Origin of the sequence: Streptomyces sediminimaris, assembly GCF_047049295.1 — a bacterium.
GTDB classification, from domain to species: Bacteria; Actinomycetota; Actinomycetes; order Streptomycetales; family Streptomycetaceae; genus Streptomyces; species Streptomyces sediminimaris.
Genome location: NZ_JBJWOT010000001.1, coordinates 1725346 through 1751695, shown reverse-complemented (window position 1 = coordinate 1751695; position 26350 = coordinate 1725346). Strand labels below are relative to the sequence as shown.

Annotated in this window: 23 protein-coding genes; 18 read left to right on the top strand and 5 right to left on the bottom strand. The window is 72.3% G+C overall.

Annotated elements, in window-relative coordinates:
- Positions 1-52: 52 nt before the first annotated feature.
- Positions 53-814, top strand: a complete 762-nt coding sequence (prcA, locus tag ACJ9NR_RS08175; RefSeq protein ID WP_412488975.1) for a proteasome subunit alpha — start codon at positions 53-55, stop codon at positions 812-814.
- Positions 815-871: 57 nt separating this feature from the next.
- On the opposite strand, the gene ACJ9NR_RS08170 is transcribed toward prcA, so the two are convergent.
- Entirely contained in the window at positions 872-1888 is a 1017-nt protein-coding gene (locus ACJ9NR_RS08170; RefSeq protein ID WP_412488976.1) for a LacI family DNA-binding transcriptional regulator, read from the bottom strand.
- Positions 1889-1997: 109 nt separating this feature from the next.
- On the opposite strand from ACJ9NR_RS08170, the gene ACJ9NR_RS08165 reads away from it, so the two are divergent.
- From ACJ9NR_RS08165 to ACJ9NR_RS08115, 11 genes are all read left to right on the top strand, one after another.
- Positions 1998-3257, top strand: a complete 1260-nt coding sequence (locus ACJ9NR_RS08165; protein ID WP_412488977.1) for an MFS transporter — start codon at positions 1998-2000, stop codon at positions 3255-3257.
- 9 nt (positions 3258-3266) lie between these two features.
- Positions 3267-4628, top strand: a complete 1362-nt coding sequence (gene pafA / locus ACJ9NR_RS08160; RefSeq protein ID WP_412488978.1) for a Pup--protein ligase — start codon at positions 3267-3269, stop codon at positions 4626-4628.
- 126 nt (positions 4629-4754) lie between these two features.
- The gene (locus tag ACJ9NR_RS08155) at positions 4755-5759 is read left to right on the top strand and encodes an FKBP-type peptidyl-prolyl cis-trans isomerase (RefSeq protein ID WP_412488979.1); all 1005 of its coding nucleotides are present in this window, start codon (positions 4755-4757) and stop codon (positions 5757-5759) included.
- A gap of 61 nt (positions 5760-5820) precedes the next feature.
- The gene (locus ACJ9NR_RS08150) at positions 5821-6192 is read left to right on the top strand and encodes an FKBP-type peptidyl-prolyl cis-trans isomerase (protein ID WP_412488980.1); all 372 of its coding nucleotides are present in this window, start codon (positions 5821-5823) and stop codon (positions 6190-6192) included.
- Between the two features lie 132 nt (positions 6193-6324).
- Positions 6325-7302 (top strand): helix-turn-helix transcriptional regulator, encoded by a 978-nt coding sequence (locus tag ACJ9NR_RS08145; RefSeq protein WP_412488981.1) that lies wholly within the window; start codon positions 6325-6327, stop codon positions 7300-7302.
- A 19-nt stretch (positions 7303-7321) separates the two neighbouring features.
- Positions 7322-8362 carry a helix-turn-helix transcriptional regulator gene (locus ACJ9NR_RS08140; protein ID WP_412488982.1) on the top strand — a complete coding sequence of 347 codons (1041 nt, stop codon included), beginning with the start codon at positions 7322-7324 and terminating at the stop codon, positions 8360-8362.
- Positions 8363-8431: 69 nt separating this feature from the next.
- On the top strand, positions 8432-8725 hold the full coding sequence (locus ACJ9NR_RS08135) for a hypothetical protein (RefSeq protein ID WP_412488983.1): 294 nt from the start codon (positions 8432-8434) through the stop codon (positions 8723-8725).
- A gap of 9 nt (positions 8726-8734) precedes the next feature.
- Positions 8735-8929 (top strand): hypothetical protein, encoded by a 195-nt coding sequence (locus ACJ9NR_RS08130; protein ID WP_412488984.1) that lies wholly within the window; start codon positions 8735-8737, stop codon positions 8927-8929.
- Between the two features lie 260 nt (positions 8930-9189).
- Complete coding sequence (gene tatA / locus ACJ9NR_RS08125; protein ID WP_412488985.1) at positions 9190-9468, top strand: Sec-independent protein translocase subunit TatA; 279 nt, start codon at positions 9190-9192, stop codon at positions 9466-9468.
- 92 nt (positions 9469-9560) lie between these two features.
- Entirely contained in the window at positions 9561-10445 is an 885-nt protein-coding gene (gene tatC / locus ACJ9NR_RS08120) for a twin-arginine translocase subunit TatC (protein ID WP_412490489.1), read from the top strand.
- A 99-nt stretch (positions 10446-10544) separates the two neighbouring features.
- The gene (locus tag ACJ9NR_RS08115) at positions 10545-13397 is read left to right on the top strand and encodes a DEAD/DEAH box helicase (RefSeq protein WP_412488986.1); all 2853 of its coding nucleotides are present in this window, start codon (positions 10545-10547) and stop codon (positions 13395-13397) included.
- A 94-nt stretch (positions 13398-13491) separates the two neighbouring features.
- Here ACJ9NR_RS08115 and atzF read toward each other — a convergent pair whose 3' ends face one another.
- The 4 genes from atzF to ACJ9NR_RS08095 are packed head-to-tail and all read right to left on the bottom strand — an operon-like array spanning position 13492 to position 20156.
- Positions 13492-15153, bottom strand: coding sequence for an allophanate hydrolase (gene atzF / locus ACJ9NR_RS08110; protein ID WP_412488987.1), 1662 nt, complete (start codon positions 15151-15153; stop codon positions 13492-13494).
- A gap of 34 nt (positions 15154-15187) precedes the next feature.
- The gene (locus ACJ9NR_RS08105) at positions 15188-18700 is read right to left on the bottom strand and encodes a 5-oxoprolinase/urea amidolyase family protein (RefSeq protein WP_412488988.1); all 3513 of its coding nucleotides are present in this window, start codon (positions 18698-18700) and stop codon (positions 15188-15190) included.
- Complete coding sequence (locus ACJ9NR_RS08100; RefSeq protein WP_412488989.1) at positions 18697-19335, bottom strand: urea amidolyase associated protein UAAP2; 639 nt, start codon at positions 19333-19335, stop codon at positions 18697-18699. The genes ACJ9NR_RS08105 and ACJ9NR_RS08100 overlap by 4 nt, the downstream gene beginning before the upstream one ends.
- Positions 19332-20156: an urea amidolyase associated protein UAAP1 gene (locus ACJ9NR_RS08095; RefSeq protein ID WP_412488990.1), complete on the bottom strand. Its 825-nt coding sequence runs from the start codon at positions 20154-20156 to the stop codon at positions 19332-19334. Before ACJ9NR_RS08095 ends, ACJ9NR_RS08100 begins: the two co-directional genes overlap by 4 nt.
- 659 nt (positions 20157-20815) lie before the next feature.
- Here ACJ9NR_RS08095 and ACJ9NR_RS08090 point away from each other — a divergent pair.
- The 6 genes from ACJ9NR_RS08090 to ACJ9NR_RS08065 all read left to right on the top strand — a co-directional run bounded on the left by ACJ9NR_RS08090 (position 20816) and on the right by ACJ9NR_RS08065 (position 26303).
- The gene (locus tag ACJ9NR_RS08090) at positions 20816-21451 is read left to right on the top strand and encodes a TetR/AcrR family transcriptional regulator (protein ID WP_412488991.1); all 636 of its coding nucleotides are present in this window, start codon (positions 20816-20818) and stop codon (positions 21449-21451) included.
- A gap of 249 nt (positions 21452-21700) precedes the next feature.
- On the top strand, positions 21701-23293 hold the full coding sequence (locus ACJ9NR_RS08085; protein WP_412488992.1) for a sensor histidine kinase: 1593 nt from the start codon (positions 21701-21703) through the stop codon (positions 23291-23293).
- A complete protein-coding gene (locus ACJ9NR_RS08080) occupies positions 23290-23697 on the top strand; it encodes a roadblock/LC7 domain-containing protein (protein ID WP_412488993.1) in 408 nt (135 codons plus the stop codon). Before ACJ9NR_RS08085 ends, ACJ9NR_RS08080 begins: the two co-directional genes overlap by 4 nt.
- Positions 23694-24104, top strand: coding sequence for a DUF742 domain-containing protein (locus tag ACJ9NR_RS08075; protein WP_412488994.1), 411 nt, complete (start codon positions 23694-23696; stop codon positions 24102-24104). The genes ACJ9NR_RS08080 and ACJ9NR_RS08075 overlap by 4 nt, the downstream gene beginning before the upstream one ends.
- Entirely contained in the window at positions 24085-24705 is a 621-nt protein-coding gene (locus tag ACJ9NR_RS08070; protein ID WP_412488995.1) for a GTP-binding protein, read from the top strand. Before ACJ9NR_RS08075 ends, ACJ9NR_RS08070 begins: the two co-directional genes overlap by 20 nt.
- Positions 24706-24818: 113 nt before the next feature.
- A complete protein-coding gene (locus tag ACJ9NR_RS08065) occupies positions 24819-26303 on the top strand; it encodes a cytochrome P450 (RefSeq protein WP_412488996.1) in 1485 nt (494 codons plus the stop codon).
- Positions 26304-26350 lie beyond the last annotated feature (47 nt).

Genomic DNA, 26350 nt, shown 5'->3' with positions numbered 1-26350 from the left:
GGTTGTTATCAGGGTGATCCAGTTGACTTCGACAGAAAGGGACGGATAACCGGTGTCGACGCCGTTCTATGTCTCACCCCAGCAGGCCATGGCCGACCGGGCGGAGTACGCCCGCAAGGGCATCGCCCGCGGCCGCAGCCTGGTCGTGCTGCAGTACACCGACGGCATCGTCTTCGTCGGCGAGAACCCGTCCCGCGCGCTGCACAAGTTCAGCGAGATCTACGACCGGATCGGCTTCGCGGCCGCCGGCAAGTACAACGAGTACGAGAACCTGCGCATCGGCGGCGTGCGCTATGCCGACCTGCGCGGTTACACCTACGACCGTGACGACGTGACCGCGCGCGGTCTCGCCAACGTCTACGCCCAGACGCTGGGCACGATCTTCTCCTCGGCGGGTGAGAAGCCCTACGAGGTGGAACTGGTGGTGGCCGAGGTCGGCGAGACCCCGGACGGTGACCAGATCTACCGGCTGCCGCACGACGGCTCGATCGTGGACGAGCACGGCTCCGTCGCGGTCGGGGGCAACGCGGAGCAGATCAGCGGTTATCTCGACCAGCGCCACCAGGACGGCATGACGCTGGCCGAGGCGCTGAGGCTGGCCGTGACGGCCCTGTCCCGCGACACCAACGGCAGTGAGCGGGAGATCCCCGCCGAGCGGCTGGAGGTCGCGGTGCTGGACCGCACGCGCCCGCAGGCCCGTAAGTTCAGGCGGATCGTCGGCCGCCAGCTCTCCCGGCTGCTGGAGAGCGACGGTGCGGCCACCGCGGCGGAGGGCTCGGAGGGAGCCGAGGGCCAGGAGGCGGACGAGGAGTAGCCGGCCTCGCCCCACGTTCGTGTGCCCCGGCCGCCACGCGGCCGGGGCACAGGGCGTTCAGGGGGTGCCCGGGGGCGCCGTGGAGCCGCGTACGACCAGCTCGACGGGGATGTCGCCCGCCTCCGGCACGCGGCCCTCCAGGACGGCCAGCAGCGCCCGCATGCCGCGCTCGCCGAAGAGTTCGGCGTCCAGGCGCACGGTGGTCAGTTCGGGGTCGAGGGCGGTGGCGAGGGCGAGGTCGTCCAGGCCGGTGACGGAGACGTCGTCGGGGATGCGCAGGCCGAGGCGCCGGGCCGCCTTGTAGGCGCCCGCCGCGAGTTTGTCGTCGTCGCAGACCAGGGCCGTGGGCCGGGGTCCGGGCGCCGACAGGGCCGCCTCGGCGGCGGTCAGGGCGTCCTCGATGGAGATCGGCGCGCGCGCCGTGCGCACGGAGGTGCCGGGTACCGTGCGGGCGCGTTCGGCGAGCTCGCGCGCGCGGACGTCGAAGGTCCACGACGCCACGTCCGCGGCCAGGTGCAGGAAGCGCCGGTGGCCGAGGCCCAGCAGGTGGTCGAGGACCTGCCGGACGCCGTCCGCGATGTCGAGGTTCACCGTCGCCGCGCCGAGGCTGCCCTCCGGGTCGCTGTCGAGCATCACCAGGGGCAGCTGGTCGCCGCGGATGGCGGTGAGGGCGTCCGCGGCCATGGAGGAGGCGATGACGCCGTCCAGGGCCGCCTGGGCGGACGCGAAGGGGTCGCGGGCGGGGCCGATGCCCTCGGGGGAGGGGTACAGCACGACGCCGAAGCCGTGGTCGGCGGCGACGCGCGCGGCGCCGGTGTAGACGCCGGCGAAGAACTCGGTGGTCAGTGCCGGGACGACGAGCAGCACCGTGCGGGTGCGCCCCAGGCGCAGGTTGCGGGCGGCGAGGTTGGGCCGGTAGCCGAGTTCGCGCGCGGCCTCCCGTACGCGTTCGGCGGTGGTCTCGGCGACGCGGCCGTGCCACTTGCCGCCCAGCACCAGGGAGACGGCGGCCTGGGAGACGCCCGCCGCCCGGGCGACGTCACGGCTGGTCGGGCGCGTGCTGCTGCGTGCCACCGCGGGCCTGCTCTCTTCGTCTCGGTCGTTCGCCTGGACTGCGGACAGCGCACATGCTACGTATGGGGAGCCGGGTTATACGTACAACGTGAGGCGTGGAGGCGGGGGCATGGCCGCGGGATACCTGGAGATCCTCAGGGCGAGACACGCGGCCCGGCTGCTGGCGGGCACGCTGGTGGGCCGGTTGCCGAACGCGACCGCCGCGATCGCCCTGGTCCTCTTCGTCCGCGCCGAGGGCGGCACGTACAGCCTGGCGGGTGCCCTCGCGGCGGTGTACGGCGTCGCCAACGCCGTCGGCCAGCCCGTGCTCGGCCGGCTGGTGGACCTCCACGGCCAGCCGCGCGTCCAGCTGCCCGCAGCCGTCGTGTCGGCCCTGGCGATGGCGGGCTTCGCCTTCTCCGGCACCGACCCGCTGCCCCTCGCCTACGCGTGCGTGGCGGCCGCCGGGCTCTTCACGCCGCCCCTGGAGGGCGGTCTGCGGGCGCTGTGGCCGTCCGTGCTGCGGCGCGAGGAGCAGGTGCACACGGCCTACGCCATGGACGCCGTGGCGCAGGAGGTCATGTTCACGGTCGGCCCCTTGCTGGTGACCCTGTGCGTGGCGCTGTGGTCGGAGCGGGCGGCCCTGCTGGCGCTGAACGCCGTGGGTGTGCTCGGCGCGCTCTCGGTGGTCCTCTCGCAGCCCTCGCGCGCGTGGCGTTCGGCGCCGCGCGAGGCGCACTGGCTGGGCGCGCTGCGCTCCTCGGGGCTGCTCGCGCTGCTCGGCGCGTTCCTGTTCGTCGGTATCGCGCTGGGTTCCATCACGGTGGCCGCGGTGCCGTACGCGGACCGTCACGGCGGAGACGCCGTGTACGGCTGGCTGATGGCCGCCCTGGGGCTCGGCGCGCTCGTCGGCGGCACCGTCTACGGGGCGCGGCGGTGGACCGGAGAGCCCGCGCGCCGACTGCGGGCCCTGGTGGCCCTGCTGGCGGTGTGTTACCTGCCGCTGACGCTGCTGCCGGGCACGGTCGCCATGGTGCTGCTGACAGCCCTGGCCGGGCTCTTCCTGGCGCCCGTCATCGCGTGCGCGTTCGTGCTCGTCGACCGGCACGCGCCGGCCGGGACGGTCACCGAGGCCTTCTCCTGGCTCGTGACGACGTTCACGGTGGGGGCGTCGGTCGGAACGGGTGTGGCGGGGCCGGTCGTCCAGGCGGGCGGGGCGCTGTGGGGCTTCGCCGTGCCCGGCGCCGCGGGCGGTGTGTCCGTGCTGGTTCTGCTGGCCACCGGACGGGTCCTCGCAGCTCCCGCGGGTGGTGCGGTCGTTGCGGCTTCATCCGAAAATGATCCGAACCGAGCAGCCGAACCCCGTTTCAGCTCAGGGGATCGGGCGTAATGTTCACTCATGGACCGCCGCATCTTCGGGCTGGAGAACGAGTACGGCGTCACGTGTACGTTCAGGGGACAGCGCCGCCTGTCTCCCGACGAGGTGGCGCGGTACCTCTTCCGCCGTGTCGTGTCATGGGGCCGCAGCAGCAATGTCTTTCTGCGAAACGGCGCCCGCCTCTATCTCGACGTGGGCTCACATCCGGAATACGCGACACCCGAGTGTGACAACGTGACCGAGCTGGTCACCCACGACAAGGCCGGCGAGCGCATTCTGGAAGGGCTACTGGTAGACGCCGAACGACGCCTGCACGAGGAGGGAATCGCGGGCGACGTCTACCTCTTCAAGAACAACACCGACTCGGCGGGCAACTCCTACGGCTGCCACGAGAACTATCTCGTCGCGCGTCACGGGGAGTTCTCCCGGCTCGCGGACATTCTCATTCCGTTCCTGGTCACGCGCCAGCTGCTGTGCGGGGCCGGCAAGGTGCTGCAGACGCCGCGCGGCGCGGTGTACTGCGTCAGCCAGCGGGCCGAGCACATCTGGGAGGGCGTCTCCTCGGCGACGACCCGCTCGAGGCCGATCATCAACACCCGCGACGAACCGCACGCGGACGCCGAGCGCTACCGCCGTCTGCACGTCATCGTCGGCGACTCGAACATGTCCGAGACGACCATGCTGCTCAAGGTCGGGGCGACCGACCTGGTGCTGCGCATGATCGAGGCGGGCACCGTGATGCGGGACCTGACCCTGGAGAACCCGATCCGGGCGATCCGCGAGGTCAGCCACGACATCACCGGCCGGCGCAAGGTGCGCCTGGCCAGCGGCCGCGAGGCCTCCGCCCTGGAGGTGCAGCGCGAGTACTACGAGAAGGCCGTGGACTTCTGCGAGCGCCGGGGCATCCGCACCGGCACGGTCGAGCAGGTCCTGGAGCTGTGGGGCCGCACCCTGGACGCGATCGAGACCGAGGACCTCGACCGGATCGGCACCGAGATCGACTGGGTCATGAAGTACAAGCTCATCGAGCGGTACCGGGCCAAGCACAACATGACCATGTCCCACCCGAGGGTCGCGCAGATAGACCTCGCCTACCACGACATCCACCGCCGTCGTGGCCTGTACTACCTGCTGGAGAAGAAGGGTCAGGCAGAGCGGATCTGCAGCGACCTGAAGATCTTCGAAGGCAAGTCCGTCCCCCCGCAGACCACCAGGGCCCGGCTGCGCGGCGACTTCATCCGCAGGGCCCAGGAACAGCGCCGGGACTTCACCGTCGACTGGGTCCACCTCAAGCTCAACGACCAGGCGCAGCGCACGGTGTTGTGCAAGGACCCGTTCCGTTCGGTGGACGACCGCGTGGAGAAGCTCATCGCCGGAATGTGAGCCACGCGTTCCGGTGACAGCCCGGAACGCAACACGGGCGCCGTACGTTTCCAGTGCGGCGCCCTTCTCACGCCGTAGAGTTGCGCGCACGCCATCCACAAGATCGACCGATACGAGGCCCCCACCGTGCGCCGACGCTCCCTTCTCATCGCCGTACCCGCAGGACTTGTCACCGTCGCGGGGTGCGGCGGCGACAACAAGTCCGACTCGAGCAAGGCCAGCGACAGCGCCTCGCCCTCCGCCCCGGCCACCTCCGCCGCGCCGCCGCCGAAGATCGTCGGCGGTCCGCTGCCGGCCGTCACGGCGGGGACGAAGTTCGGCGAGAAGCCGGCCGTCGCCAAGGGCTCCGGGGACCCGTCGAAGCAGCTCGCGGTGAAGACGCTGATCGCGGGCGGCGGCAAGGCGGTCGCCGAGAACGACTACGTGCAGGCCCACTACCTCGGCCAGGTGTGGAGCACGGGGAAGGTCTTCGACAACTCCTACGACCGCAAGACCCCGCTGCTCATCCAGCTCGCCGAGGGCAGCATCATCGACGGCTGGCGGTACGCCCTGCAGGGCAAGAAGGTCGGCAGCCGCGTCCTGTTCTCCGTGCCGCCCACCTGGGGCTACGGCAAGGAGGGGAACTCCCAGGCGGGCATCAAGGGCACCGACACGCTGGTGTTCGTCGCCGACATCCAGGGCGCGTTCAACGCCTCCAGCTCCGCCAAGGGCACCGAGGTCCCGCAGAACGACGCGAGCCTGCCGAAGGTCGGCACCAACACCGACGGCAAGGCGCCCTCCATCGACATCCCCAAGAAGGACGCGCCCACCGGCCTGGTGTCGAAGTACGTCATCGAGGGCGACGGCGAGACGGTCGCCGCCAAGGACAGCGTCCTGGTGCAGTACAAGGGCGTCTTCTGGGACAACGGCAAGGAGTTCGACTCGACCTACGGCCGCAAGGCGCTGACGTCGTTCGGGCTGCAGCAGGTCGTCAAGGGCTGGGCGCAGGGCCTGGAGGGCAAGAAGGTCGGCAGCCGGGTCCTCATCGTCGTCCCGCCGAAGCTGGGTTACGGCGACAAGCCGCCGGCCGGCAGCGGCATCAAGAAGGACTCCGTGCTCGTCTTCTCGGTCGACATCCTCGCGAAGATGTAGCCCTCCCGTGATGTAAGACTGTGCGTGTTGCCTTTCCGCGGACAAGCAGGAGCTGAAAGACGTGAGCATGGACAAGCCCGAGATCGACTTCCCGGGCGGCGAGCCCCCGGCGGATCTCGAGATCAAGGACATCTGGGAGGGCGACGGCGCGGTCGCGCAGGCGGGTCAGACCGTCACCGTCCACTACGTGGGCGTCGCCTTCAGCACCGGTGAGGAGTTCGACGCCAGCTGGAACCGCGGCACCCCGTTCCGCTTCCCGCTGGGTGGCGGCCGGGTCATCGCGGGCTGGGACCGGGGCGTGCAGGGCATGAAGGTCGGCGGCCGCCGCCAGCTGACCATCCCCGCCCACCTCGCCTACGGCGACCAGAGCCCGACCCCGGCGATCAAGCCGGGCGAGACTCTGATCTTCGTGGTCGACCTCCTCGCGGTCTGACCCGCGGTTCCGACCGGACCCGGTCACCCGGGGGCCCGTGCCTGCCCAGGCACGGGCCCTCGGCTTTTGCCACGCCACTTCGGGGCGGTACGGTCAACGTCGACAAGCACCATAGGGAGGCGAAGGGCGTCGATGGCCATTGCCAAGGCCGAGCGGCTGATGAACCTGGCGCTGTGTCTGCTCGGGACCCGGCGGCCGCTCAGCAAGCGCGAGCTGCGCGAGTCCATCGAGGCGTACGTCGAGGCATTCGGGCCGGGACCGGGCACGGCGGGCAGCGACGAATCCTTCAGCCGCATGTTCGAGCGCGACAAGGACGATCTGCGCGAACTCGGCCTGGTCATCGAGACGGTGGAGAACCTCGACGGCGAGACGGGCTACCTGGCCCGCCGCGACAGCAATCGCCTCCCGCCGATCACCCTCGACGCCGAGGAGGCCGCCGCCCTCGGTCTCGCCGCCAAGGTGTGGCAGCAGGCCCGGCTCGCCGGAGCGGCCAGCGGCGCCCTGCAGAAGCTGCGCGCGGCCGGTCTGCCCGAGGACGTCGATCCGTACGAGGCCCACGGCGCCCTGGAACCGCGCATCCCGGTGCACGAGGCCGCCTTCGAACCGCTGATGCTGGCATGCCGCGACCGCCGCCCGGTCGTCTTCGACTACCGCAAGGCCACCGCCGCCCACCCCGAGCCGCGGCACGTCGAGCCGTGGGCGCTGGAGTGCTGGCGCGGCCACTGGTACCTGGCCGGCTTCGACCGCGACCGGGGCGCCGAGCGGGTCTTCCGGCTGTCGCGGATCACCGGCAGGGTGCGCAGCCGCGGCGGGCGGTTCACCGCCGCCGTACCCGACGTGGTCACCGTGCGGGAGACCGTCGCGAGCTGGGCGGGGGAGACCGCCGACCGCTCCGCGCTGATCCGGCTGCGCTCGGGGGCCGGGTACCCCCTTCGGGCGAAGGCCACCGCGGTGCGGGAACTCGGGGACGGCTGGGACGAGTTGGAGATTCCGTACGGGCACGGGCTGGATGCCTGGCTGGTGGAGTTCGGGCCGGACGTGGTGGTCCTGGAGCCGGCCGAGCTGCGTGCGGACGTGGTGGACCGGCTGCAGGCCGTGGCCAAGGGCTGAGGGGGAGCGGAGCAGGACAGTGGCAGGCAAACCGGTCAGGCCCGCGAGCGCCATCGACCAGACCCGGCGGATGCTCTCCCTGGTGACGTATCTCAAGGAGCGTCCGGGGGCCCGGGTCGAGGACGTGGCGCGCGCCTTCGGCATCACCGAGGACGAGCTGGCCTCGGATCTCGACGTGCTGCCCATGTGCGGCACCAGCTTCCGCGGCGGTGACCTCCTCGACATCGACACCGACGGCGAGCGCATCTGGTGGCACAACGCGGCCGCCCTCGGTGAGGAGGCGGCCGAGCCCCTGCGGCTGGCCGCCGACGAGGCGACCGCGCTGCTGGTGGCCGCCCGCGCGGTGTCCACGCTGCCCGGGCTGCGCGAGGGCGACCGGCAGGCGCTGCTGCGCGCCACCGCCAAGGTGGAGGCCGCGGCCGGCGAGGCGGCGGGCGCCAGCTCCCGGCTGTCGGTGACCTTCGAGTCCGAGGGCGGGGTCTTCGCCGACGTCGACCGTGCGATCGCGGAGCGCCGCCGGCTGTGGATCCGCTACTACTCGCCCGCGCGCGACGAGCTCACCGAGCGCGAGATCGACCCCATCCGGCTGGTCAGCGTCGGGCACACGTACGTGGAGGCGTGGTGCCGCCGTTCCGAGGCGCGCCGCACCTTCCGGCTGGACCGGGTCGCCGAGATCAAGATCCTCGACGAGCCGGCCGCGCCGCCGGAGATCGAGCTGCGGGACCTGTCCGAGGGGCTGGTGCAGCCGGCCGCCGAGGACCCGGAGGTCGTGGTCGAGGTCGGTCCGGGCGGCCGCTGGGTCGCCGAGTACTACCCGCACGACAGTGCGGATGAGCTTCCGGACGGCGGGCTGCGTATCAGCCTGCGTACGCCCGACCCGGCCTCGCTGCGGCGGCTGGCGCTGCGGCTCGGGCGCGACGGCCGGATCGTCGCCCCGCGCGAGCTCGCCGACAGCGCCCGCCGGGCGGCCCGCGAGGCACTGGCGGCGTACGACGGCGTGGACGCCCGGGGGCCGCACGGCGGGCTTGTGGTGGACGAGGGGCAGTACGACAGGGAGTGAGCCGTCGCCGCGGGCGGGCACCGGCCGCGGCGCCCGAAGGCGAACGACCCGGAACTAAGGAGCAGGAGCTTGAGCGAGTCGTCGGTGTCCGGTGTGCAGGAGATGTCGGTGGCGGCAGCCTTCGCCGGGATGAGAAGCGTCTCGCCGGTGACCTTCAGGGCGGGCTGCCCGGAGTGCCGCGGCAGCTTCGAGCTCGCCGCGGGTGCGCTGCGCCTCGCCATCGGCGCCACGAGCCGCACCACCTTCTACTCCTTCACCTGCCCCGACTGCGGCTCCTCGGTCCGCAAGCCGGCCGGGGAGCGCATCGTGGAACTGCTGACCGGCGGCGGGGTCAGGACACTGCGGCTGCACTCCGCCCTCTAGGCTCGACCCATGTTCTGGCCGATGTTCGCGGTAGCTGTGGGTTTCCTGGGTCTCGCCGTCCTCGGTGTGCTGGCCGTCCGGGTCTTCGTGGAGGCCGAGCGCCTCGGCAGGCAGGTGTCGGACTCCGCGCGCCGTATCAACGGGGCCGCCGAGGAACTGGAGCGGGCGTCGGTGGGCGTGGCGCGTGCCGCAGACTCGCTGTGAGGGCTGCCGAGGGGGCCTTGTGGGGCGTGGAGCCACAGCGTTCTGGGTCACTTCGCACTGTCACACGGGCCGCTGCGGCGGGTACGCTGCTGGTCGCGGTGCGGAGAACGAGGCCCGTATCGCTGACCGGGAGTACGCACAGGGATTGCCTCCGGTTTACCCCTGAGCGTTACGATCGCTGTCAGTGCGACTGCTCGGACATATGTCCGACTGGTCGGACAGCATCCCACCCAGCCGCCTCGGTGAGAAGGTAGAGACTTATGTTCGGAAGGCTCGGCGCTCCCGAGATCCTGCTCATCCTCGTTGTCGTCGTTCTGCTGTTCGGCGCTAAGAAGCTTCCGGATATGGCCCGCTCGCTCGGCAAGTCCGCGCGCATCCTCAAGAGCGAGGCCAAGGCGATGAAGGAGGACGGCAACTCCTCCTCCCAGACGGCCCCCACCGGGGAGCAGTCCTCCGCGCAGCGCACGATCCAGGCTTCCCCGGGCGACGTCACCAGCTCGCGTCCGGTCAACGAACCGACGGACACCACCAAGCGCTGACGCAGGGCCGGACGCATCCGGCCCGCCGCACGAGACGAGGACGTGGGGTGCTCAAGCCCGCCCGCAAGAAGGAGAAGGACCCCGAGGGGCGCATGCCTCTCGTGGATCACCTTCGCGAGCTGCGCAACCGGCTCGCGAAGGGCATGCTGGCGATCACGGTCGTGTCCGTCGTGGTCGCCTTCTACAGCCAGGATCTGATGAACTTCCTCATCGATCCGGTGCCCCGCTGCAAGACCGGACTGGGTGAGTCCACCGGCGGCGCCTGCGCCGTCATCGCCTACACCGACCTGCTGTCGCCGTTCACCACCACGGTGAAGGTCTGCTTCATGGCGGGCGTGATCATCTCCAGCCCCGTCTGGCTCTATCAGCTGTGGGCGTTCGTGGCGCCCGGTCTGCACCGCCACGAGCGGAAGTACACGTACTGGTTCGTCTCGGCGGCGGTGCCGCTCTTCCTCGCGGGCGCCTGGCTCGCCTACACGATCCTTCCCATCAGCATGCGGGTGCTGCTGGGCATCACACCCGAAGGCTCCGCCAACATCCTGCCGATGGACAAGATCCTGGACTTCGTCGTCCGGATGATCCTCATCTTCGGCGGTGCCTTCGAGCTGCCGCTGATCCTTGTCATGCTCAACTTCGCCGGTATGGTGTCCGGGCGCAGGATGGCGGGCTGGTGGCGCGGTGTGGTGATGGGCGTCTTCGTCTTCGGCGCCGTGGCGACGCCCACGACCGACCCCTTCGGCATGATCGCCCTGGCCGGCCCGATCGTCGTGCTGTACTTCATGGCGGTGGGAGTGGCCCTGCTCAACGACAGGCGCCGCGCCCGCGCGAACCCGGACGCGGAGCTGAGCGACGACGAGGCCTCCGAACTGGATCTCACCCCCGAGGACGTCGGGGAGATCGAGACGGTCTCCGCCAGCCGGGCGCTGCCCGAGCAGGCCAGCACGGACCGGGTCAACGGCTACGACGACGTGACCTGAGGCCTTCGCTCGCACACGCTCGGCAGGAGTTCGTGAGAGGTGCCCGCGTCCCTGGTGACGTCGGCGCCTCTCGCTGTCTGACGCACCGGGTTCCGGATAATGATCGTCCTGTTGTCAGTGTGGCCCGGTACGCTCGAAAGCACGATGACAGAGGACCTCTCCCCGGCCGAGCGGTACGCGGCTGCCCGCAGGCGCGCTGCCGAGCAGGCCACCGCGCTCGCCTCCTTCCGCGAGATGTACGACTTCGGCCTCGACCCCTTCCAGATCGAGGCCTGCCAGGCGCTCGAGGCGGGCAAGGGCGTGCTGGTCGCGGCGCCCACCGGCTCCGGCAAGACGATCGTCGGCGAGTTCGCCGTCCACCTCGCCCTCCAGCAGGGCAAGAAGTGCTTCTACACCACCCCCATCAAGGCGCTGTCGAACCAGAAGTACGCCGACCTGTGCCGCCGTTACGGCGCGGAGCGGGTCGGTCTGCTCACCGGCGACAACAGCGTCAACTCCGGCGCCCCGGTGGTCGTGATGACCACCGAGGTGCTGCGGAACATGCTGTACGCGGGCTCGCAGACGCTCCTCGGCCTCGGCCACGTGGTCATGGACGAGGTGCACTACCTCTCCGACCGCTTCCGCGGCGCCGTGTGGGAGGAGGTGATCATCCACCTCCCCGAGTCGGTGACCCTGGTGTCACTGTCCGCGACCGTCTCCAACGCCGAGGAGTTCGGCGACTGGCTCGACACCGTCCGCGGCCACACCGAGGTGATCGTCTCCGAGCACCGGCCGGTGCCGCTGTTCCAGCACGTGCTCGCCGGGCGGCGGATGTACGACCTGTTCGAGGAGGGCGAGGGCAGCAAGAAGGCCGTCAACCCCGACCTCACGCGCCTGGCGCGCATGGAGGCGAGCCGCCCCTCCTACCAGGACCGCAGGCGCGGCCGGGCGATGCGCGAGGCCGACCGTGAGCGGGAGCGCAGACAGCGCTCGCGGGTGTGGACCCCGGGCCGCCCTGAGGTCATCGAACGTCTCGACGCCGAGGGCCTGCTGCCCGCCATCACCTTCATCTTCAGCCGCGCGGCCTGCGAGGCGGCCGTACAGCAGTGCCTCTACGCCGGTCTGCGGCTCAACGACGAGGAGGCGCGCGGGAGGGTGCGCGCCCTCGTCGAGGAGCGCACGGCGTCCATCCCGACCGAGGACCTGCACGTCCTCGGCTACTACGAGTGGCTGGAAGGCCTGGAGCGCGGTATCGCGGCCCACCACGCGGGCATGCTGCCGACGTTCAAGGAGGTCGTCGAGGAACTCTTCGTACGCGGCCTGGTCAAGGCCGTGTTCGCGACCGAGACGCTGGCGCTGGGCATCAACATGCCCGCGCGCTCGGTGGTCCTGGAGAAGCTCGTCAAGTGGAACGGCGAACAGCACGCCGACATCACCCCCGGCGAGTACACCCAGCTGACCGGCCGTGCCGGCCGGCGCGGCATCGATGTCGAGGGCCATGCCGTGGTGCTGTGGCAGCGGGGCATGAGTCCCGAGCACCTGGCCGGGCTCGCGGGCACCCGCACGTATCCGCTGCGCTCCAGCTTCAAGCCCTCGTACAACATGGCGGTCAACCTGGTCGAGCAGTTCGGCCGGCACCGTTCGCGCGAGCTGCTGGAGACGTCCTTCGCGCAGTTCCAGGCCGACAAGTCGGTCGTCGGGATCTCGCGGCAGGTGCAGCGCAACGAGGAGGGGCTGGAGGGCTACAAGGCCTCCATGACCTGCCACCTCGGTGACTTCGAGGAGTACGCGCGCCTGCGGCGCGAGCTCAAGGACCGCGAGACCGAGCTCGCCAAGCAGGGCGCCGCCCAGCGGCGCGCCGAGGCCGCGGTCGCGCTGGAGAAGCTCAAGCCGGGGGACGTCATCCATGTGCCGACGGGCAAGTACGCCGGTCTCGCGCTGGTGCTGGATCCCGGCCTGCCCGCCGGGCGGTCCAACGGCCATCGCGGCTTCGAGCACCACGACGGGCCGCGCCCGCTGGTGCTGACCGCGGAGCGCCAGGTCAAGCGGCTGGCGTCGATGGACTTCCCGGTGCCGGTCGAGGCGCTGGAGCGGATGCGCATCCCCAAGTCCTTCAACGCCCGCTCCCCGCAGTCCCGCCGGGACCTCGCCTCGGCGCTGCGCACCAAGGCCGGGCACATCCCGCCGGAGCGGGCCCGCAAGAAGCGCTCCCTGGCCGTCGACGACCGCGAGATCGCCCGGCTGCGCACCGCGATCCGCGCCCACCCCTGCCACGGGTGCAACGATCGTGAGGACCACGCGCGGTGGGCCGAGCGCTACCACCGGCTGCTGAAGGACACCTCGCAGCTGGAGCGGCGCATCGAGGGCCGTACGAACACGATCGCCCGGACCTTCGACCGCATCGTGGCGCTGCTGACCGAGCTCGACTACCTGCGCGGTGACGAGGTCACCGAGCACGGCAAGCGGCTGGCGCGGCTGTACGGCGAGCTGGACCTGCTGGCCAGCGAGTGCCTGCGGGCCGGGGTCTGGGAAGGGCTCGGCCCCGCGGAACTGGCCGCGTGCGTCTCGGCGTTGGTCTACGAGGCCCGGGTCGGCGACGACGCGATGGCCCCGAAGCTGCCCTCCGGCAAGGCCAAGGCCGCGCTGGGTGAGATGGTGCGCATCTGGGGGCGGCTGGACGCGCTGGAGGAGGACTTCCGGATCACGCAGAGCGAGGGGGTCGGGCAGCGGGAGCCGGATCTCGGGTTCGCCTGGGCCGCGTACATGTGGGCCGGCGGCAAGGGGCTCGACGAGGTCCTGCGGGAGGTGGAGATGCCGGCCGGGGATTTCGTGCGGTGGTGCAAGCAGGTGATCGACGTGCTGGGGCAGATCTCCGCGGCCTCTCCTGCGGAGGGCTCGACGGTGGGGAAGGCCGCGCGCAGGGCGGTTGAGGGGTTGCTGCGGGGGGTTGTGGCCTACTCGTCGGTGGGGTGAGGGATGTTCGGCGGGTGCGGGCTGTCCGCGGCCGGTCGCACCCACCCGGCGGAGCCGTATGCCGGCACAGCCCCGTGCCCCTGAGGGCGCCCGTCTACCCGGCGCTCAGGAAGTTCCGCCAGCTCCCGTGACGCGTGATGTCCTCGGCGTTCTCCAGGGCGCTCGGTTCGCACAGGAAGCCGGGCGCGCGGGTGCCGTCCGACAGTTCGACGGTGCCCAGTGCCATCGGTCGGGGCAGCGCCGCCAGCAGGCGGCCCAGGCCTTCTGCCGGCAGGCGCCAGATCTCCGTCTCGATCTCGGCTCCGCCCTCGCCCACGTGCACCAGGCCGGGCTTGGGCGGCGTCGTCCGCAGCGCGTGCAGGCGGTAGACGGGGGCCGTGGTGGTCGTGCGGTCCAAGTGGGCGCCCAGGGCCAGGAGCTGGGGATTGAGCGGCTGGCCGGTCAGGTGCGCTCCCACCACCGCCAGCCGCGTCTCCGGCTGGAGCAGGCCCGCGATCCTCGTCAGGCGGTCGTCCGTGAAGGCCGGGCCGATCAGCATGACGCCGAACGGGAGGCCGTTCACCTCGCCGGCCGGGACGGCCACCGCCGCCAGGTCGAGGAGATTGGTGGAGTTGGTGAAGCGGCCGAGGCGGGCGTTGGCGCCCAGCGGGTCGGCGGCCACCTCGGCGAGGGTCGGGTGGCCCGTGGTGGTGGGGAGCAGCAGGGCGTCCGCGTCGGCCAGTTCGCCGAGGGCCCGGGTGCGCAGGGCCGCCAGACGGTCCAGGTCGGTGAAGAGGCGGTGGGCCGGGATGTCGCGGGCGCTGGTGACGACGCCGGCGACCGTGGGGTCCAGGGCCGCGGCGGCCGCACCCCCCTCGCAGGTCAACATGTCGATGAAACTCCCCACCGCCGCATAGCGCTCCGCCACGAACGCGCCCTCGTAGAGCAGCGCCGCCGCCTCGGTGAACGGGGTCAGGTCGAGGGTGCGTACGTCGGCGCCCGCCGCCCCGAGCTGCCGTACGGCCGCGTCGTAGGCCTGCGCCCAGCCCGCGTCCAGTACGCCCAGCTGCTCGTGTGCGGGGACCGCGACGCGCCACGGGCCCGGGGCGCGCCCGGGGAGGGCCGGCAGGTCCCGGGCCGGTGGCGCCGCCATGAAGGACAGTGCCTGCCCGGCCTCCGGGAGGGTGCGGGCGAACACCGTGACGCAGTCGAGGGAGGCACAGGCCGGGACCACCCCTGCCGTGGGGACCAGGCCCCGGGTCGGCTTCAGGCCGACGATGCCGTTGAGGGCGGCCGGCACCCGTCCCGAGCCCGCCGTGTCGGTGCCCAGGGCGAGGTCGGCGATGCCCAGGGCCACCGCCACCGCCGAGCCCGAGCTCGAACCGCCGCTGACCCGCGACGGATCGTGGGCATGGCGGACGGCGCCGTAGGGCGAACGCGTGCCCACCAGGCCCGTGGCGAACTGGTCCAGGTTCGTCGTGCCCAGCACGACCGCGCCCGCCGCGCGGAGCCGGGCGACGGCCGGTGCGTCGTGCTCCGGGCGGTAGGCGTAGGCCGGGCAGCCCGCGGTGGTGGGCAGGCCGGCCACGTCGATGTTGCCCTTCACCGCCAGCACACGCCCCGCGAGCGGCAGTCGCTCACCTGCCGCCACGCGTGCGTCGATCGCCCGGGCCTCCGCCTCGACCTCCGCCCGCGGGCGCAGATCGATCCAGATCTCGGGGCGGTCCACGGCCGCGGCACGCTCGTGCGCGGCGCGGACCCGGTTCACTGCGGACATCTCCCACTCCTCCGTTCCCGCTCCCGCGTGTGCTTCACCGGGCCGCCGGGGCCAGGATCACCAGCGCCGTCCCCGCCTGAACCTGGTCGCCCGGCCCGGCCAGGATCTCCGCGACCACACCGTCGGCCGGCGCGTGCACCCGGGACTCCATCTTCATCGCCTCCAGCGCCAGGAGCGGCTGTCCGGCCCGCACCTCGTCTCCGGGCCTGACGTTGAGCTGCCAGACGGAGGCGGCGAACTCGGCCTCGACGAGGCGGCCGCCCGGCGGGACCGTCACCTCCGCCGGGGCGGGCGCCGGTACCGCGGCCGCCTCTGCGCGCGCGAACTCGCCCGCCGCCTCCCAGGCGTCCCGCTCCGCGGCGAAGGCCGCCTGCTGCCGGGCTGTGAACTCCCGTATGGAATCGGCGTTGTCGGTGAGGAACCGCCGGTGATCGGCGAGCGAGAAGGTGCCTTCCTCGATCCGGGGCACGAAGCGGCCGGAGATGATGTCGGCGCGCAGGCCGAGGAGTTCGTCCGCGTCCACCGGATACCAGCGGATGCGGTCGAAGAAGCGCAGCAGCGAGGGCGATCCGGGTTCGAACGCGCCCCGCTGCCGCCAGCCCGACCACACCTGGGTCGTGCGGCCCACGAGCTGGTAGCCGCCCGGGCCCTCCATGCCGTAGACGCACAGGTAGGCACCGCCGATGCCGACCGAGTTCTCGGCCGTCCAGGTGCGTGCCGGGTTGTACTTCGTGGTCACCAGGCGGTGCCGCGGGTCCAGCGGGGTGGCGACCGGGGCGCCCAGGTAGACGTCGCCCAGGCCCAGGACCAGGTACTCGGCGTCGAAGACGGTGGCGTGGACGTCGTCCACCGACTCCAGGCCGTTGACCCGGCGGATGAACTCGATGTTCCACGGGCACCAGGGCGCGTCGTCGCGGACGCCCGCCGTGTAGCGGGCGATCGCCTCGCGGGTCGCCGGGTCGTCCCAGGACAGCGGGAGGTGGACGGTGCGGGAGGGGACGACGAGTTCGTCCGTGGGCGGCAGCGCCGCCGCGATCTCCCGCACCAGGGGCAGGAGTTCGCGCAGCGGCAGCCGGCCGGGGTCCGTCCGGATCTGCAGGGAGCGGATGCCCGGGGTGAGGTCCGTGACACCGTCGAGGTCCGCCGCGGCCACCGCTTCCATCAGCGCGTGGACCCGCATGCGCAGCGCCAGATCGAGCCGCATGGGCCCGAACTCGACGAGCAGGTTGTCGTCGCCGCCGCGGCGGTGGGTGACGTCGCCGTCCCGGGCCAGTACGCCGCCGTCCACGACGGCTGCGCGGGGCGAGCCGTCGACGGTGACCGGGGTGAAGCGCACCGTGTCGCCGGGCCGCAGCTGCCCGAGCTTCCAGCGCTCGCCGCTCAGGACGGTCGCCGGGCAGACGAACCCGCCGAGCGAGGGTCCGTCCGGACCGAGCAGCACCGGCATGTCGCCGGTGTAGTCGACGGCGCCGACGGAGTAGGGGGTGTCGTGGATGTTGGACGGGTGCAGGCCCGCCTCACCACCGTCCGCGCGCGCCCACCGCGGCTTGGGCCCGACCAGCCGGACGCCGGTGCGGGCCGAGTTGAAGTGGACCTTCCAGTCGGCGGCGTAGAAGTCGCGGATGTCCTCCGCGGTGAAGAACTCCGGTGCGGCGTGCGGGCCTTCGACGGCCCCGACGTGCCACACGGCACCGAAGTAGGGCCGGTCCCGGACGGGCACCGGGGCGCCGGTGGTGACCGTGCCTGCGTGCAGTACGTCGCCGGTACGCAGCGCCCGGCCGCCGTGTCCGCCGAAGCGGCCCGGCGTGAAGGTGCTCGCGCTGCCCAGGAAGTCCGGCACGTCGAGCCCGCCGGCGACGAGCACATAGGTGCGCAGGCCGTGCCCGGCCGGTGCGCCGATCCGCAGTACGGCGCCCGCGGGCACCGTGACCGGTTCCCACTGGGCGACCGGCGTGCCGCCGGCGGTGACCTCGGCCGCGGCGCCCGTCACGCACACGGTCGTCGGGTGCGTGAACCTCAGCGCCGGCCCCTGCAGGGTGCACTCGAGCCCCGGCGCACCCTCGTCGTTGCCGAGCGCGCGGTTGCCCAGCCGGAAGGACAGGTCGTCCATCGGCCCGGACGGCGGCACGCCGACCTGCCAGTGGCCGGTGCGGCCCGGCCAGTCCTGCACCGTGGTCAGGGTGCCGCCGGAGACGACCTCGATCCGCGGCGTGGGGTCGGTGACGGAGGCGAGCGTCGCCGTGGAGTGCACGGCCCCGGCGACGTCCGGGTCGGCGAGCGCCGCGCGGACCAGGCCCAGGTTGGTCTCGATGCCGTCGACGCGGGTGCGGGCCAGCGCCTCGTCCAGCCGCCGCAGGGCGTGGGCGCGGTCGGGGCCGTGCGCGATCACCTTGGCGAGCAGGGGGTCGTACGACGTCGTCACCTCGGTGCCGGCCTCCACCCAGCCGTCGACGCGGACGCCCGGCGGGAACTCCACCCGCGTCAGCAGGCCCGCGCCGGGCCGGTGCCCGCGCGAGGGGTCCTCGGCGTACAGCCGGGCCTCCACGGCGTGACCGCGGGGGGCGCCCGGTGCGCGGACGACGTCCGTCTCGCCGCGTGCCAGGCGCAGCATCCAGGCGACGAGGTCGATGCCGTGGATCTCCTCGGTGACCGGATGCTCCACCTGCAGACGGGTGTTGACCTCCAGGAAGTACGCCTCCTCGCGGGAGGCGTCGTAGACGAACTCGACCGTGGCGGCCGAGCGGTATGCGACGGAGGCGCACAGGTCGCGGGCCGCGGTGGTGAGCCGCGTGCGCACATGAGGGGGGAGGCCGGGCGCCGGTGCCTCCTCCACGACCTTCTGGTTGCGGCGCTGGAGGGAGCAGTCGCGGTCGCCCAGGGTCACGACCCGGCCCGTGCCGTCGCCGAAGACCTGTACCTCCACATGGCGGGCGGGCTCGACGAGCCGCTCGAGGAAGAGGCCGGCGGAGGAGAAGGAGGCCGCGGCGACGCGCCGCACCCGCTCCCAGGCGTCGGCGAGTTCGGCCGCGGACCGGCAGGCCGACATGCCGATGCCGCCGCCACCGCCGGTCGCCTTGAGCATGACCGGATAGCCGATGCGCCCGGCGGCCGCCGCGGCGGAGTCCAGATCCGGGAGCAGGCCCGTTCCCGGCGCCAGCGGCACCCCCGCCGCCTCGGCCGCCGCCCGCGCCGTGTGCTTGGCGCCGAACAGCTCCAGCTGCCCGGGTGTCGGACCCACGAACACGATCCCGGCGTCCTCGCAGCGGCGGGCGAAGACCGCGTCCTCCGAGAGGAAGCCGTAGCCGGGATGGATCGCGCCCGCGCCGGTGTCCTTGGCCGCCTTCAGCACCAGGTCGGCGTCGAGATAGGACTCCTTGGCGGGCGCCGGGCCGAGCCGTACCGCCTCGTCGGCGAGCCGGACGTGGGGGGCGGTGCGGTCCGGGTCGGAGTACACGGCGACCGTGCGCAGGCCGAGCGCGCGGGCGGTGCGGATGATGCGGACGGCTATCTCGCCCCGGTTGGCGACGAGGACGGTGTCGAAGGTCATGCGCCGTCTCCCCGGCCCGCGGCCCCGATCGTCATCTCCACCGCGGTCGGCTCGAAGCCGTTGCAGGGGTTGTTGATCTGAGGGCAGTTGGAGACCAGCACCAGCACGTCGCGTTCCGCGCGCAGGGTCAGCTTCCGGCCCGGCGCCGAGATGCCGTCGACGATGCCGAGGGTGCCGTCCTTCTCGACCGGCACGTTCATGTACCAGTTGATGTTGGAGACGAGGTCGCGCTTGCCGAGTCCGTACCGGGCGCCCTCCGCGAGGAAGTTGTCCACGCACGCGTGCTGCGACCAGGTGTGGTGGCCGTAGCGGAGCGTGTTCGACTCCTTGGAGCAGGCGCCGCCGAGGGTGTCGTGCCGGCCCACCTCGTCGTCGGTGACGGTCATCAGCGGGGTGTGCTCGTTGCTCATGAGCACGCTGCCCGTGGTCAGGAAGACGCCGCCGCGGGCCTGGATCGTGTCGGGCGCGCTGTAGCGCACGGACGTGTCCCGGGCGTCGTAGACGAGGAAGTCGACGGCCTGGTTGCCGTGCAGGTCGGTGATGGTCAGCGTGTGACCGGCGCGGATCACGGCCGACCAGGCGGCCCGGGCGGGAACGACGGCCCGGCGGGCGGCCGGCGGTGTGCTCGTGCTCATGCGAGCCCCCTCGCGGTGAGGTGTTCGGCGGTGTTCAGGAAGGCCCGGCGGCCCTCGGGCGTGGCCTGCCACAGCGGGTCGTCCGGGGCGGTCGGCGCGGCGCGCCAGGCCAGGACCTCCAGCGGGGTGCAGACGTAGTCGGGGCGCGGGTCGGCGGGGTGCGGCACGTTGGCGATCAGCACGGTCAGGTCCTGCTCGGCGCGGAGGGTGACGCTGCCGCCGGGGCCGGTGGAACCGGTGAACTCCAGGGCGCCGTCCTCGCGCACCTCGACACCCTGGAAGAAGGACAGCGACGGGGGCAGGTCGCGCGGCGTGAGGCCGTTCTTCGCGGCCGCCAGCTTCAGCAGCTCGCGGCCCGCGGGGGAGGCGGACTGCGGGGAGCCGTCGCCGTAGCGCTCGGTGTTGCGCACGAGGGTGGAGGTGCCGCACAGCGCGTCGTGCCGCCCGGCGGTGTCGGCGACGACGGAGGCCAGCACGCGGCCCTGGTCGGACAGCAGGAGGCGGCCCTCGCCGAGGTACGCGTTCCACTGGACCTTCACCGTGTCGGCGACGTTCAGCCGCTCCCAGGGCCGGTCGGCCACGTACAGCAGCAGGTGGGCGCAGGCGTCGCCGTGCGGGTCGGTCAGGCGCAGCTCGGTGCCGCGGGCCAGTACCCGGTGGGTGTAGTTTCCGCCCGCCACGGTCTCGGCCCACACCAGGTGGCCCGCCGCGCACGGCGGGTCGGGCCAGTCGGCGGCCGGAACGACGGGCATGGCCCGCGCACCCGCGCCCTCCTGGGCGCGTGCGTGGTCGCGGGCTCCGTACGGGGTGGCTGTCGCCATCGCGGGACCTCCGGCTCCGGGTTGTCGTGGTGAACGCGTGTCTCCGGCAATTTCTGTCGCCCGACAGAAATTAGGCGGCCGCCGGGTCGCCGGAATTGCCCGCGCGTTGCCGACCGGTTACCGAGCCCTCACGGGGCTCGGCGCCGAGCCTTCGGGGGTCAGTCCTTGTGGGGTGTGGCGGAGTGTTCGCGGGACGGCGGCCGAGTGCCGGCGGGGCTCGTCGCCGGGTTCTCGGGTGCCTGTCGCCGGGCTCGCGCCGGGTGGCGGCCGCCCGCACTCGTGGACGCGACCGAGCGTTCGCGGGCGGCGGCCGGGCCCGCAGGCCGCTTCGGTCGGGCCCTCACACGGCATCGGCGGGCCCTCGCACGGCATCGGCGGGCCCTCGCACGGCATCGGCGGGCCCTCGCACGGCATCGGCGGGCCCTCACGCGGCATCGGCCGGGCGCCCGCGTGATTGACCCGGGGGGTGCGTGCTCTGGGCCGGGTCCCCGCGTGGTGTGCCCGGGGGGTGCGTGCTTCTGGGCCGGGTCCCCGTGTGATTGGCCCGGAGGGCGCGTGCCCTGGGCCGGGCGCCCGCGTGGTGCGTCCGAAGATCGCGTCGGCGCCCGCGTGGTGCGTCCGAAGATCGCGTCGGCGCCCCGTGTGCGAGGATCGGGCGCATGGGGACGCCGGGTGGAGGAGGCGGCCGCCGGGTCGGGCGGCCGCGGGTGGCGCAGCGGCCGGACAGCGGGCTGCGGCCGCGTGAGGAACTGCTCGCGGCCGCCGCCGAGTTGTTCACCACCCGCGGCTACGCGGCCACCACCACCCGGGCGGTCGCCGAGCGGGCGGGCATGCGGCAGGCCTCGATGTACCACTACGTCTCCGGCAAGGAGGAACTGCTCGCCGCGCTGCTGGAGTCCACCGTCACGCCCTCGTTGACGTACGCCCGGCGGCTGCTGGCCGACGACGCCCGCCCGCCGGGGGAGCGGCTGTGGCAGCTGTGCCGGCAGGACGTCGAGCTGCTGTGCGGCGGACCGCACAACCTCGGCGGTCTCTACCTGCTGCCCGAGGTGCGCGCCGAGCGGTTCGCCGGCTTCCACGCCGTACGCGGCGAACTCAAGGACGCCTACCGGCAGTTGATCGCTGCCACCGCCGTCGGCGGTGCGCTCGCCGAGGGCGAGCTGGACCTGCGGACGGATCTGGTGTTCGGGCTGATCGAGGGCGTGATCCTCGTGCGCCGTTCCGATCCGGGGCGCCCGGTGCGGGCGTTCGCGGAGGCCACCGCGGACGCGGCGCTGCGGATCGCCGGAATCTGACCTTCACCCGTCACGGTGAGTGGTTCTCGCAAGCCCGTACGCTGTGACGTTCGGTGTTCGAGTGACACCTGAGCGTGTAAATGGACCGAGGGTACTCCTCGGACATGGCCTGTTTCAGGCGCTTGCTGAATATGACACGGCGATGATCCGGTCGGACTAAGCTCGCCCGCAGCGCACCGAGTTGATGTGTATTCGTGCGCTTGTTCCCCATATGTGCGACTCCCCGTCGATTCGTCTCAGAGGGCCTACATGGTGAGTGTCCAATCCCCTCCCCGGCGCCGTGAACTCCCGTATGCGCGCGTGCTGTTGCTGCCCGCCATAGTGATGGCCGCGGCGACCGGGGCAGCCGCCGCCGCGGTGGCCGTGCCGGCCCGGGCGGCCGTTGTCTGGTGCGGCGCCGTCGCCACGCTGCTGGTGGTCGCGACCGCGGCCGAAGCGGTCCGGCGCGGCCGCGCCCTGCACACCCTGCGCGAGGAGAGCGCCCGTCACACTGCGTATCTGGAACGGCGTGTCGCCGGCCACGAGCAGGAGATGCACCGCCTCGCGCACGAGATCGCCCCGACCGCCATCTACTACCTGCGCGGCGGGAATTCCCCCGTAGAGGTGATTCGCCTCCTCGGCGACATGGATCCCTCCTACCGCGACCTGTCCGCGGCACAGGTGGCGCTGCTGAGGAAGGTGCTCGACATCGTCGACACCGAGGAAGCGATGCGGGACTCCTCCCAGCGCTCCTTCGTCAGCATCGCCCGTCGTGTGCAGGCCATCGTCCACCAACAGGCCAAGGAACTCCGGGAGATGGAGGAGGACCACGGCCGCAACCCCGAGGTCTTCGACGACCTGCTGCGCATCGACCACGGCACCGCGCTGATCGGCCGGCTCGCCGACTCGATCTCCGTGCTCGGCGGCGGCCGCCCCGGCCGCCAGTGGCCGCAGCCCGTCCCGCTGTACAGCGTGCTGCGCGGCGCCATGTCCCGGATCCTGGAGTACCGGCGCATCTCCCTGGACAACATCGCCAAGGTCAACATCCGCGGCATCTCCGTGGAGCCGGTCATCCACGCCTGCGCCGAACTCCTGGACAACGCCACCCGCTACTCGCCTCCGCAGACCAAGGTGCATGTCACCGCGACCGAGGTGCAGACCGGCATCGCCATCGAGATCGAGGACGCCGGCATCAGCCTCAGCGAGGAGGCCCGCGCCCGGGCCGAGGGCATGCTGGAGCGCGCCCAGGCCGGCCTCGACCTGCAGGACCTGGGCGAGTCCCCGCGCCTCGGCCTCGCCGTCGTCGGGCGGCTGTGCAAGGCGTTCGACATGCAGATCTCACTGCGTTCCTCGGCCTACGGCGGAGTCCGCGCCGTCCTCGTCGTGCCGCGCGTGATGATGACCAGCGACCCCGCGCCCGGCCTCGCCCACGGCGTCGGCGCGACCGCCGCCCCCAAGCTCGACGTCGGCAACGTCGAGGCGCCCCAGCGCGCCCCCAAGAAGCGGCGTCCCACGAGTCCGCGCATCCCGGCCGGCGTGTCCATGGAGGACGAGGTCCCCGAGGTCACCGAATGGACCGTCGGTGGTCTGCCGCAGCGGCGCAGCCGCGTCAAGATCCCGCTCAGCCAGCGGCTCGCCGAACAGGCCGCGGCCGAGGAGGCCGAGCGGGCGGCCCAGGCGGCCCGGCCCTCCTGGACGGCCCCCGCGCCCGAACCCGAGCCGGAGGAGAAGGAGCCCGAACCCGGACTGTGGGTCGAGGCGTTCTGGGAGGGGCTCAAGGGCGACCCGGATCCGACCGCATTCACCCGGCCGGCCACCGAGCCGGCCCGCATCGAGGCAGACGACGAGAGGGACCACAAGTGATCCAGCAGCGAGCCAACTTCGACTGGATGCTCAAGGATCTCGCCGACGGAGTACCGGGCATCGAGATGATCGTGGTGCTCTCCGCCGACGGCCTGCGTATCGCTCGCCACGGGGGAGACCCGGACGCGGCCGACCGTGTGGCCGCGGCCTGCGCGGGACTGCAGAGCCTGGCGGGAGCCGTCGCCCACGAGATCCCCGGCAGCGACGGCCGGATGAAGCTGGTCATCATCGAGATCAACGGCGGCTACTTCTACCTGATGGCGGCCGGGGCCAACGCCTATCTCGCCGTCCTCTCCGACGTGGTCGCCGAACCCGGTCTGATGAGCAACCGCATGCGCGACCTCGTCGTACGGATCGGAGCCCACCTCACCAGTCCGCCCCGGCGCAACGGGCAGACCGTATGACTCCTCCGCAACGCCGACGGCGATACCCCAGTCAGGACAACGCGGAACCACCCCCGAAACCGAAACCCGCCAAAGAGGGCGACGCGAAGGCCCCGGAGCGGCTCTACGTGGTCGCCGGGCCGGACGGCGAGCGCGCGGACATCGACCTCGTCACGTTAATCGTGGCGCGCGCCGAACCGCCGCCCTCCGCCACCCCGGAGCAGACGGCGATGCTCCGGCTCTGCACGGCACCCCTTTCGGTGGCCGAGCTCTCGGCGTACCTGAGCCTGCCGTTCAGCGTGGTGACCGTGCTGCTCACCGACATGCTCTCGGCAGAGCTGGTGCAGGCGCGCGCCCCCATCGTCCGGCAGGCGCTCCCCGACCGTTCCCTCCTCGAAGCGGTGATGCATGGACTTCAAAGGCTCTGACACCATCCCCGGACCACGCACAGAGGATCATCTGCCGCACACGGCCCAGGCCGCGGTGAAGATCGTGATCGTGGGCGGCTTCGGAGTCGGCAAGACGACGATGGTCGGTTCGGTCAGCGAGATCAGGCCGCTGACCACCGAGGAGACCATGACGCAGGCAGGCGTCGGGGTCGACGACAACTACGGCTCCGACTCCAAGACGGCCACCACCGTGGCGATGGACTTCGGCCGCATCAGCATCACCGACCAGCTCGTGCTCTACCTCTTCGGCACCCCCGGCCAGGAGCGGTTCTGGTTCCTGTGGAACGGGCTGTTCGAGGGAGCGCTCGGCGCGGTGGTCCTGATCGACACCCGCCGGCTCGAAGTCAGCTTCGACGTCATAGGGCGCCTGGAGGAGCGCGGCGTGCCGTTCGTGGTGGCCGTCAACTCCTTCCCGGACGCGCCCCGTTACCCCGTCTCCGACCTGCGCGGCGCCCTCGACCTGGCCGAGGAGATCCCGATCATCGAGTGCGACGCGCGCCGCCGGGCCTCCAGCCGCGACGTCCTGATGACGCTGCTGCGCTTCCTGCACTCGCTGGCGCTGGCGAAGGCCGCCACATAGGCCCGCGCACCGCCCGGACCCCGGTGACCGCGTCCGCTGCCACCTCGCGTACGACCTCTCCCGCCCCCTCCCTCCCGTCAACCCCAGAAAACCTCAGCTTCGGAGCGACCATCGTGACGCCTGAACCCCTCTCCCGGACCGGTACGGACGAACCCCTCACCGGACCGCCCCCCGGCTGCCCCGCGCACGGCGTCGGCCCCGGCGGGCTGCGCCGGCTGTACGGCCCCGAGGCGGAGAACCTGGGAGCCGTGTACGAGAAGCTCCGCGAGGAGCACGGGCCGGTGGCTCCGGCGCTGCTGCACGAGGACGTGCCGATCTGGGTGGTGCTGGGCCACAGCGAGAACCTGCACATGGTGAGCACCCCCTCGCAGTACTGCCGTGACACCCGGCAGTGGACGGCCCTGCAGGACGGCACGATCAAGCCCGATCACCCGCTCATGCCGCTGGTCGCCTGGCAGCCCATCTGCTGCCACGCCGAGGGCGACGAGCACCTGCGGCTGCGCGGCGCGGTCACCGGCGCCATGTCGACCATCAACCACCGGGGCATCCGCCGCCACATCAACCGCTCGACCCAGCACCTCGTCAACAAGTTCTGCGAGGAGGGCAGGGCCGACCTGGTCAGCCAGTTCGCCGAGCACCTGCCGATGGCGGTGATGTGCCAGATCCTCGGCATGCCCGACGAGTACAACGACCGGATCGTGCACGCCGCGCGCGACATGCTCAAGGGCACCGAGACCTCCATCGCCAGCAACGCGTACATCATGGACGTGCTGATGCGGCTCGCCGTCCGCCGCCGGGCGGAACCCGAGGACGACTTCACCAGTCACCTGGTCAACCACTCGGCGGGGCTGAGCGACGAGGAGGTCGGCCAGCATCTGCGCGTGGTGCTGATGGCCGCGTACGAGGCCACCGCCAACCTCCTCGCCAACGTGCTGCGGCTGGTGCTCACCGACCCGGGGTTCCGCGCCCAGCTCAACGGCGGCCAGATGACGGTGCCCCAGGCGGTCGAGCAGTCGCTGTGGGACGAGCCGCCGTTCAGCACCCAGCTGCCCTACGTCGCCAAGCAGGACACCGAGCTGGGCGGCCGGCGCATCCGCCGGGGCGACGGTCTGCTGCTCGGCATCGCGCCGGGCAACGTCGACCCGCGCGTGCGGCCCGATCTGTCGGCCAACATGATGGGCAACCGCTCGCACCTCGCCTTCAGCGGCGGCCCGCACGAGTGCCCGGGCCAGGACATCGGCCGCGCCATCGCCGACGTCGGCGTCGACGCGCTGCTCAACCGCCTTCCGGACATCCAGCTCGACTGCGACGAGAACGAGCTGCGCTGGCGGACGTCGATCCTCAACCGGCACCTGGTGGAGCTGCCGGTGCACTTCGAACCGAGGCCCCGGCAGGACGTGACGGCGCGGCCCGCTCCGCCCGCCGTCCCGGCGCAGCGCACCGACTGGCACATCGGCGGCACCACGCGGCCCGATCCGGCCGCCGTTCCGGAGCCCCGGCCGGCGCCGCCCGGGCAGGAGGCCGCGCAGGCGACCGCGGAGCCGGACCGTCCGCTGGGTGCCTGGCGCCGTCTGCTGCGCTGGTGGCGCGGTTACTGACCGGCCGGGACCGGTGAACTCCGGTGTCCGCGCCGGCCGTCGGGGCA

What these genes read in the sequence shown, in the direction of transcription:
- ACJ9NR_RS08145 (WP_412488981.1), top strand. Translation starts at nt 6,325, where the DNA reads ATGGCCATTGCCAAGGCCGAGCGGCTGATGAACCTGGCGCTGTGTCTG.
- ACJ9NR_RS08165 (WP_412488977.1), top strand. Translation starts at nt 1,998, where the DNA reads ATGGCCGCGGGATACCTGGAGATCCTCAGGGCGAGACACGCGGCCCGG.
- tatC (WP_412490489.1), top strand. Translation starts at nt 9,561, where the DNA reads ATGCCTCTCGTGGATCACCTTCGCGAGCTGCGCAACCGGCTCGCGAAG.
- ACJ9NR_RS08085 (WP_412488992.1), top strand. Translation starts at nt 21,701, where the DNA reads ATGGTGAGTGTCCAATCCCCTCCCCGGCGCCGTGAACTCCCGTATGCG.
- atzF (WP_412488987.1), bottom strand. Translation starts at nt 15,153, where the DNA reads ATGTCCGCAGTGAACCGGGTCCGCGCCGCGCACGAGCGTGCCGCGGCC.
- ACJ9NR_RS08095 (WP_412488990.1), bottom strand. Translation starts at nt 20,156, where the DNA reads ATGGCGACAGCCACCCCGTACGGAGCCCGCGACCACGCACGCGCCCAG.
- ACJ9NR_RS08100 (WP_412488989.1), bottom strand. Translation starts at nt 19,335, where the DNA reads ATGAGCACGAGCACACCGCCGGCCGCCCGCCGGGCCGTCGTTCCCGCC.
- ACJ9NR_RS08130 (WP_412488984.1), top strand. Translation starts at nt 8,735, where the DNA reads ATGTTCTGGCCGATGTTCGCGGTAGCTGTGGGTTTCCTGGGTCTCGCC.
- ACJ9NR_RS08105 (WP_412488988.1), bottom strand. Translation starts at nt 18,700, where the DNA reads ATGACCTTCGACACCGTCCTCGTCGCCAACCGGGGCGAGATAGCCGTC.
- ACJ9NR_RS08075 (WP_412488994.1), top strand. Translation starts at nt 23,694, where the DNA reads ATGACTCCTCCGCAACGCCGACGGCGATACCCCAGTCAGGACAACGCG.
- tatA (WP_412488985.1), top strand. Translation starts at nt 9,190, where the DNA reads ATGTTCGGAAGGCTCGGCGCTCCCGAGATCCTGCTCATCCTCGTTGTC.
- ACJ9NR_RS08115 (WP_412488986.1), top strand. Translation starts at nt 10,545, where the DNA reads ATGATCGTCCTGTTGTCAGTGTGGCCCGGTACGCTCGAAAGCACGATG.
- pafA (WP_412488978.1), top strand. Translation starts at nt 3,267, where the DNA reads ATGGACCGCCGCATCTTCGGGCTGGAGAACGAGTACGGCGTCACGTGT.
- ACJ9NR_RS08090 (WP_412488991.1), top strand. Translation starts at nt 20,816, where the DNA reads ATGGGGACGCCGGGTGGAGGAGGCGGCCGCCGGGTCGGGCGGCCGCGG.
- ACJ9NR_RS08070 (WP_412488995.1), top strand. Translation starts at nt 24,085, where the DNA reads ATGGACTTCAAAGGCTCTGACACCATCCCCGGACCACGCACAGAGGAT.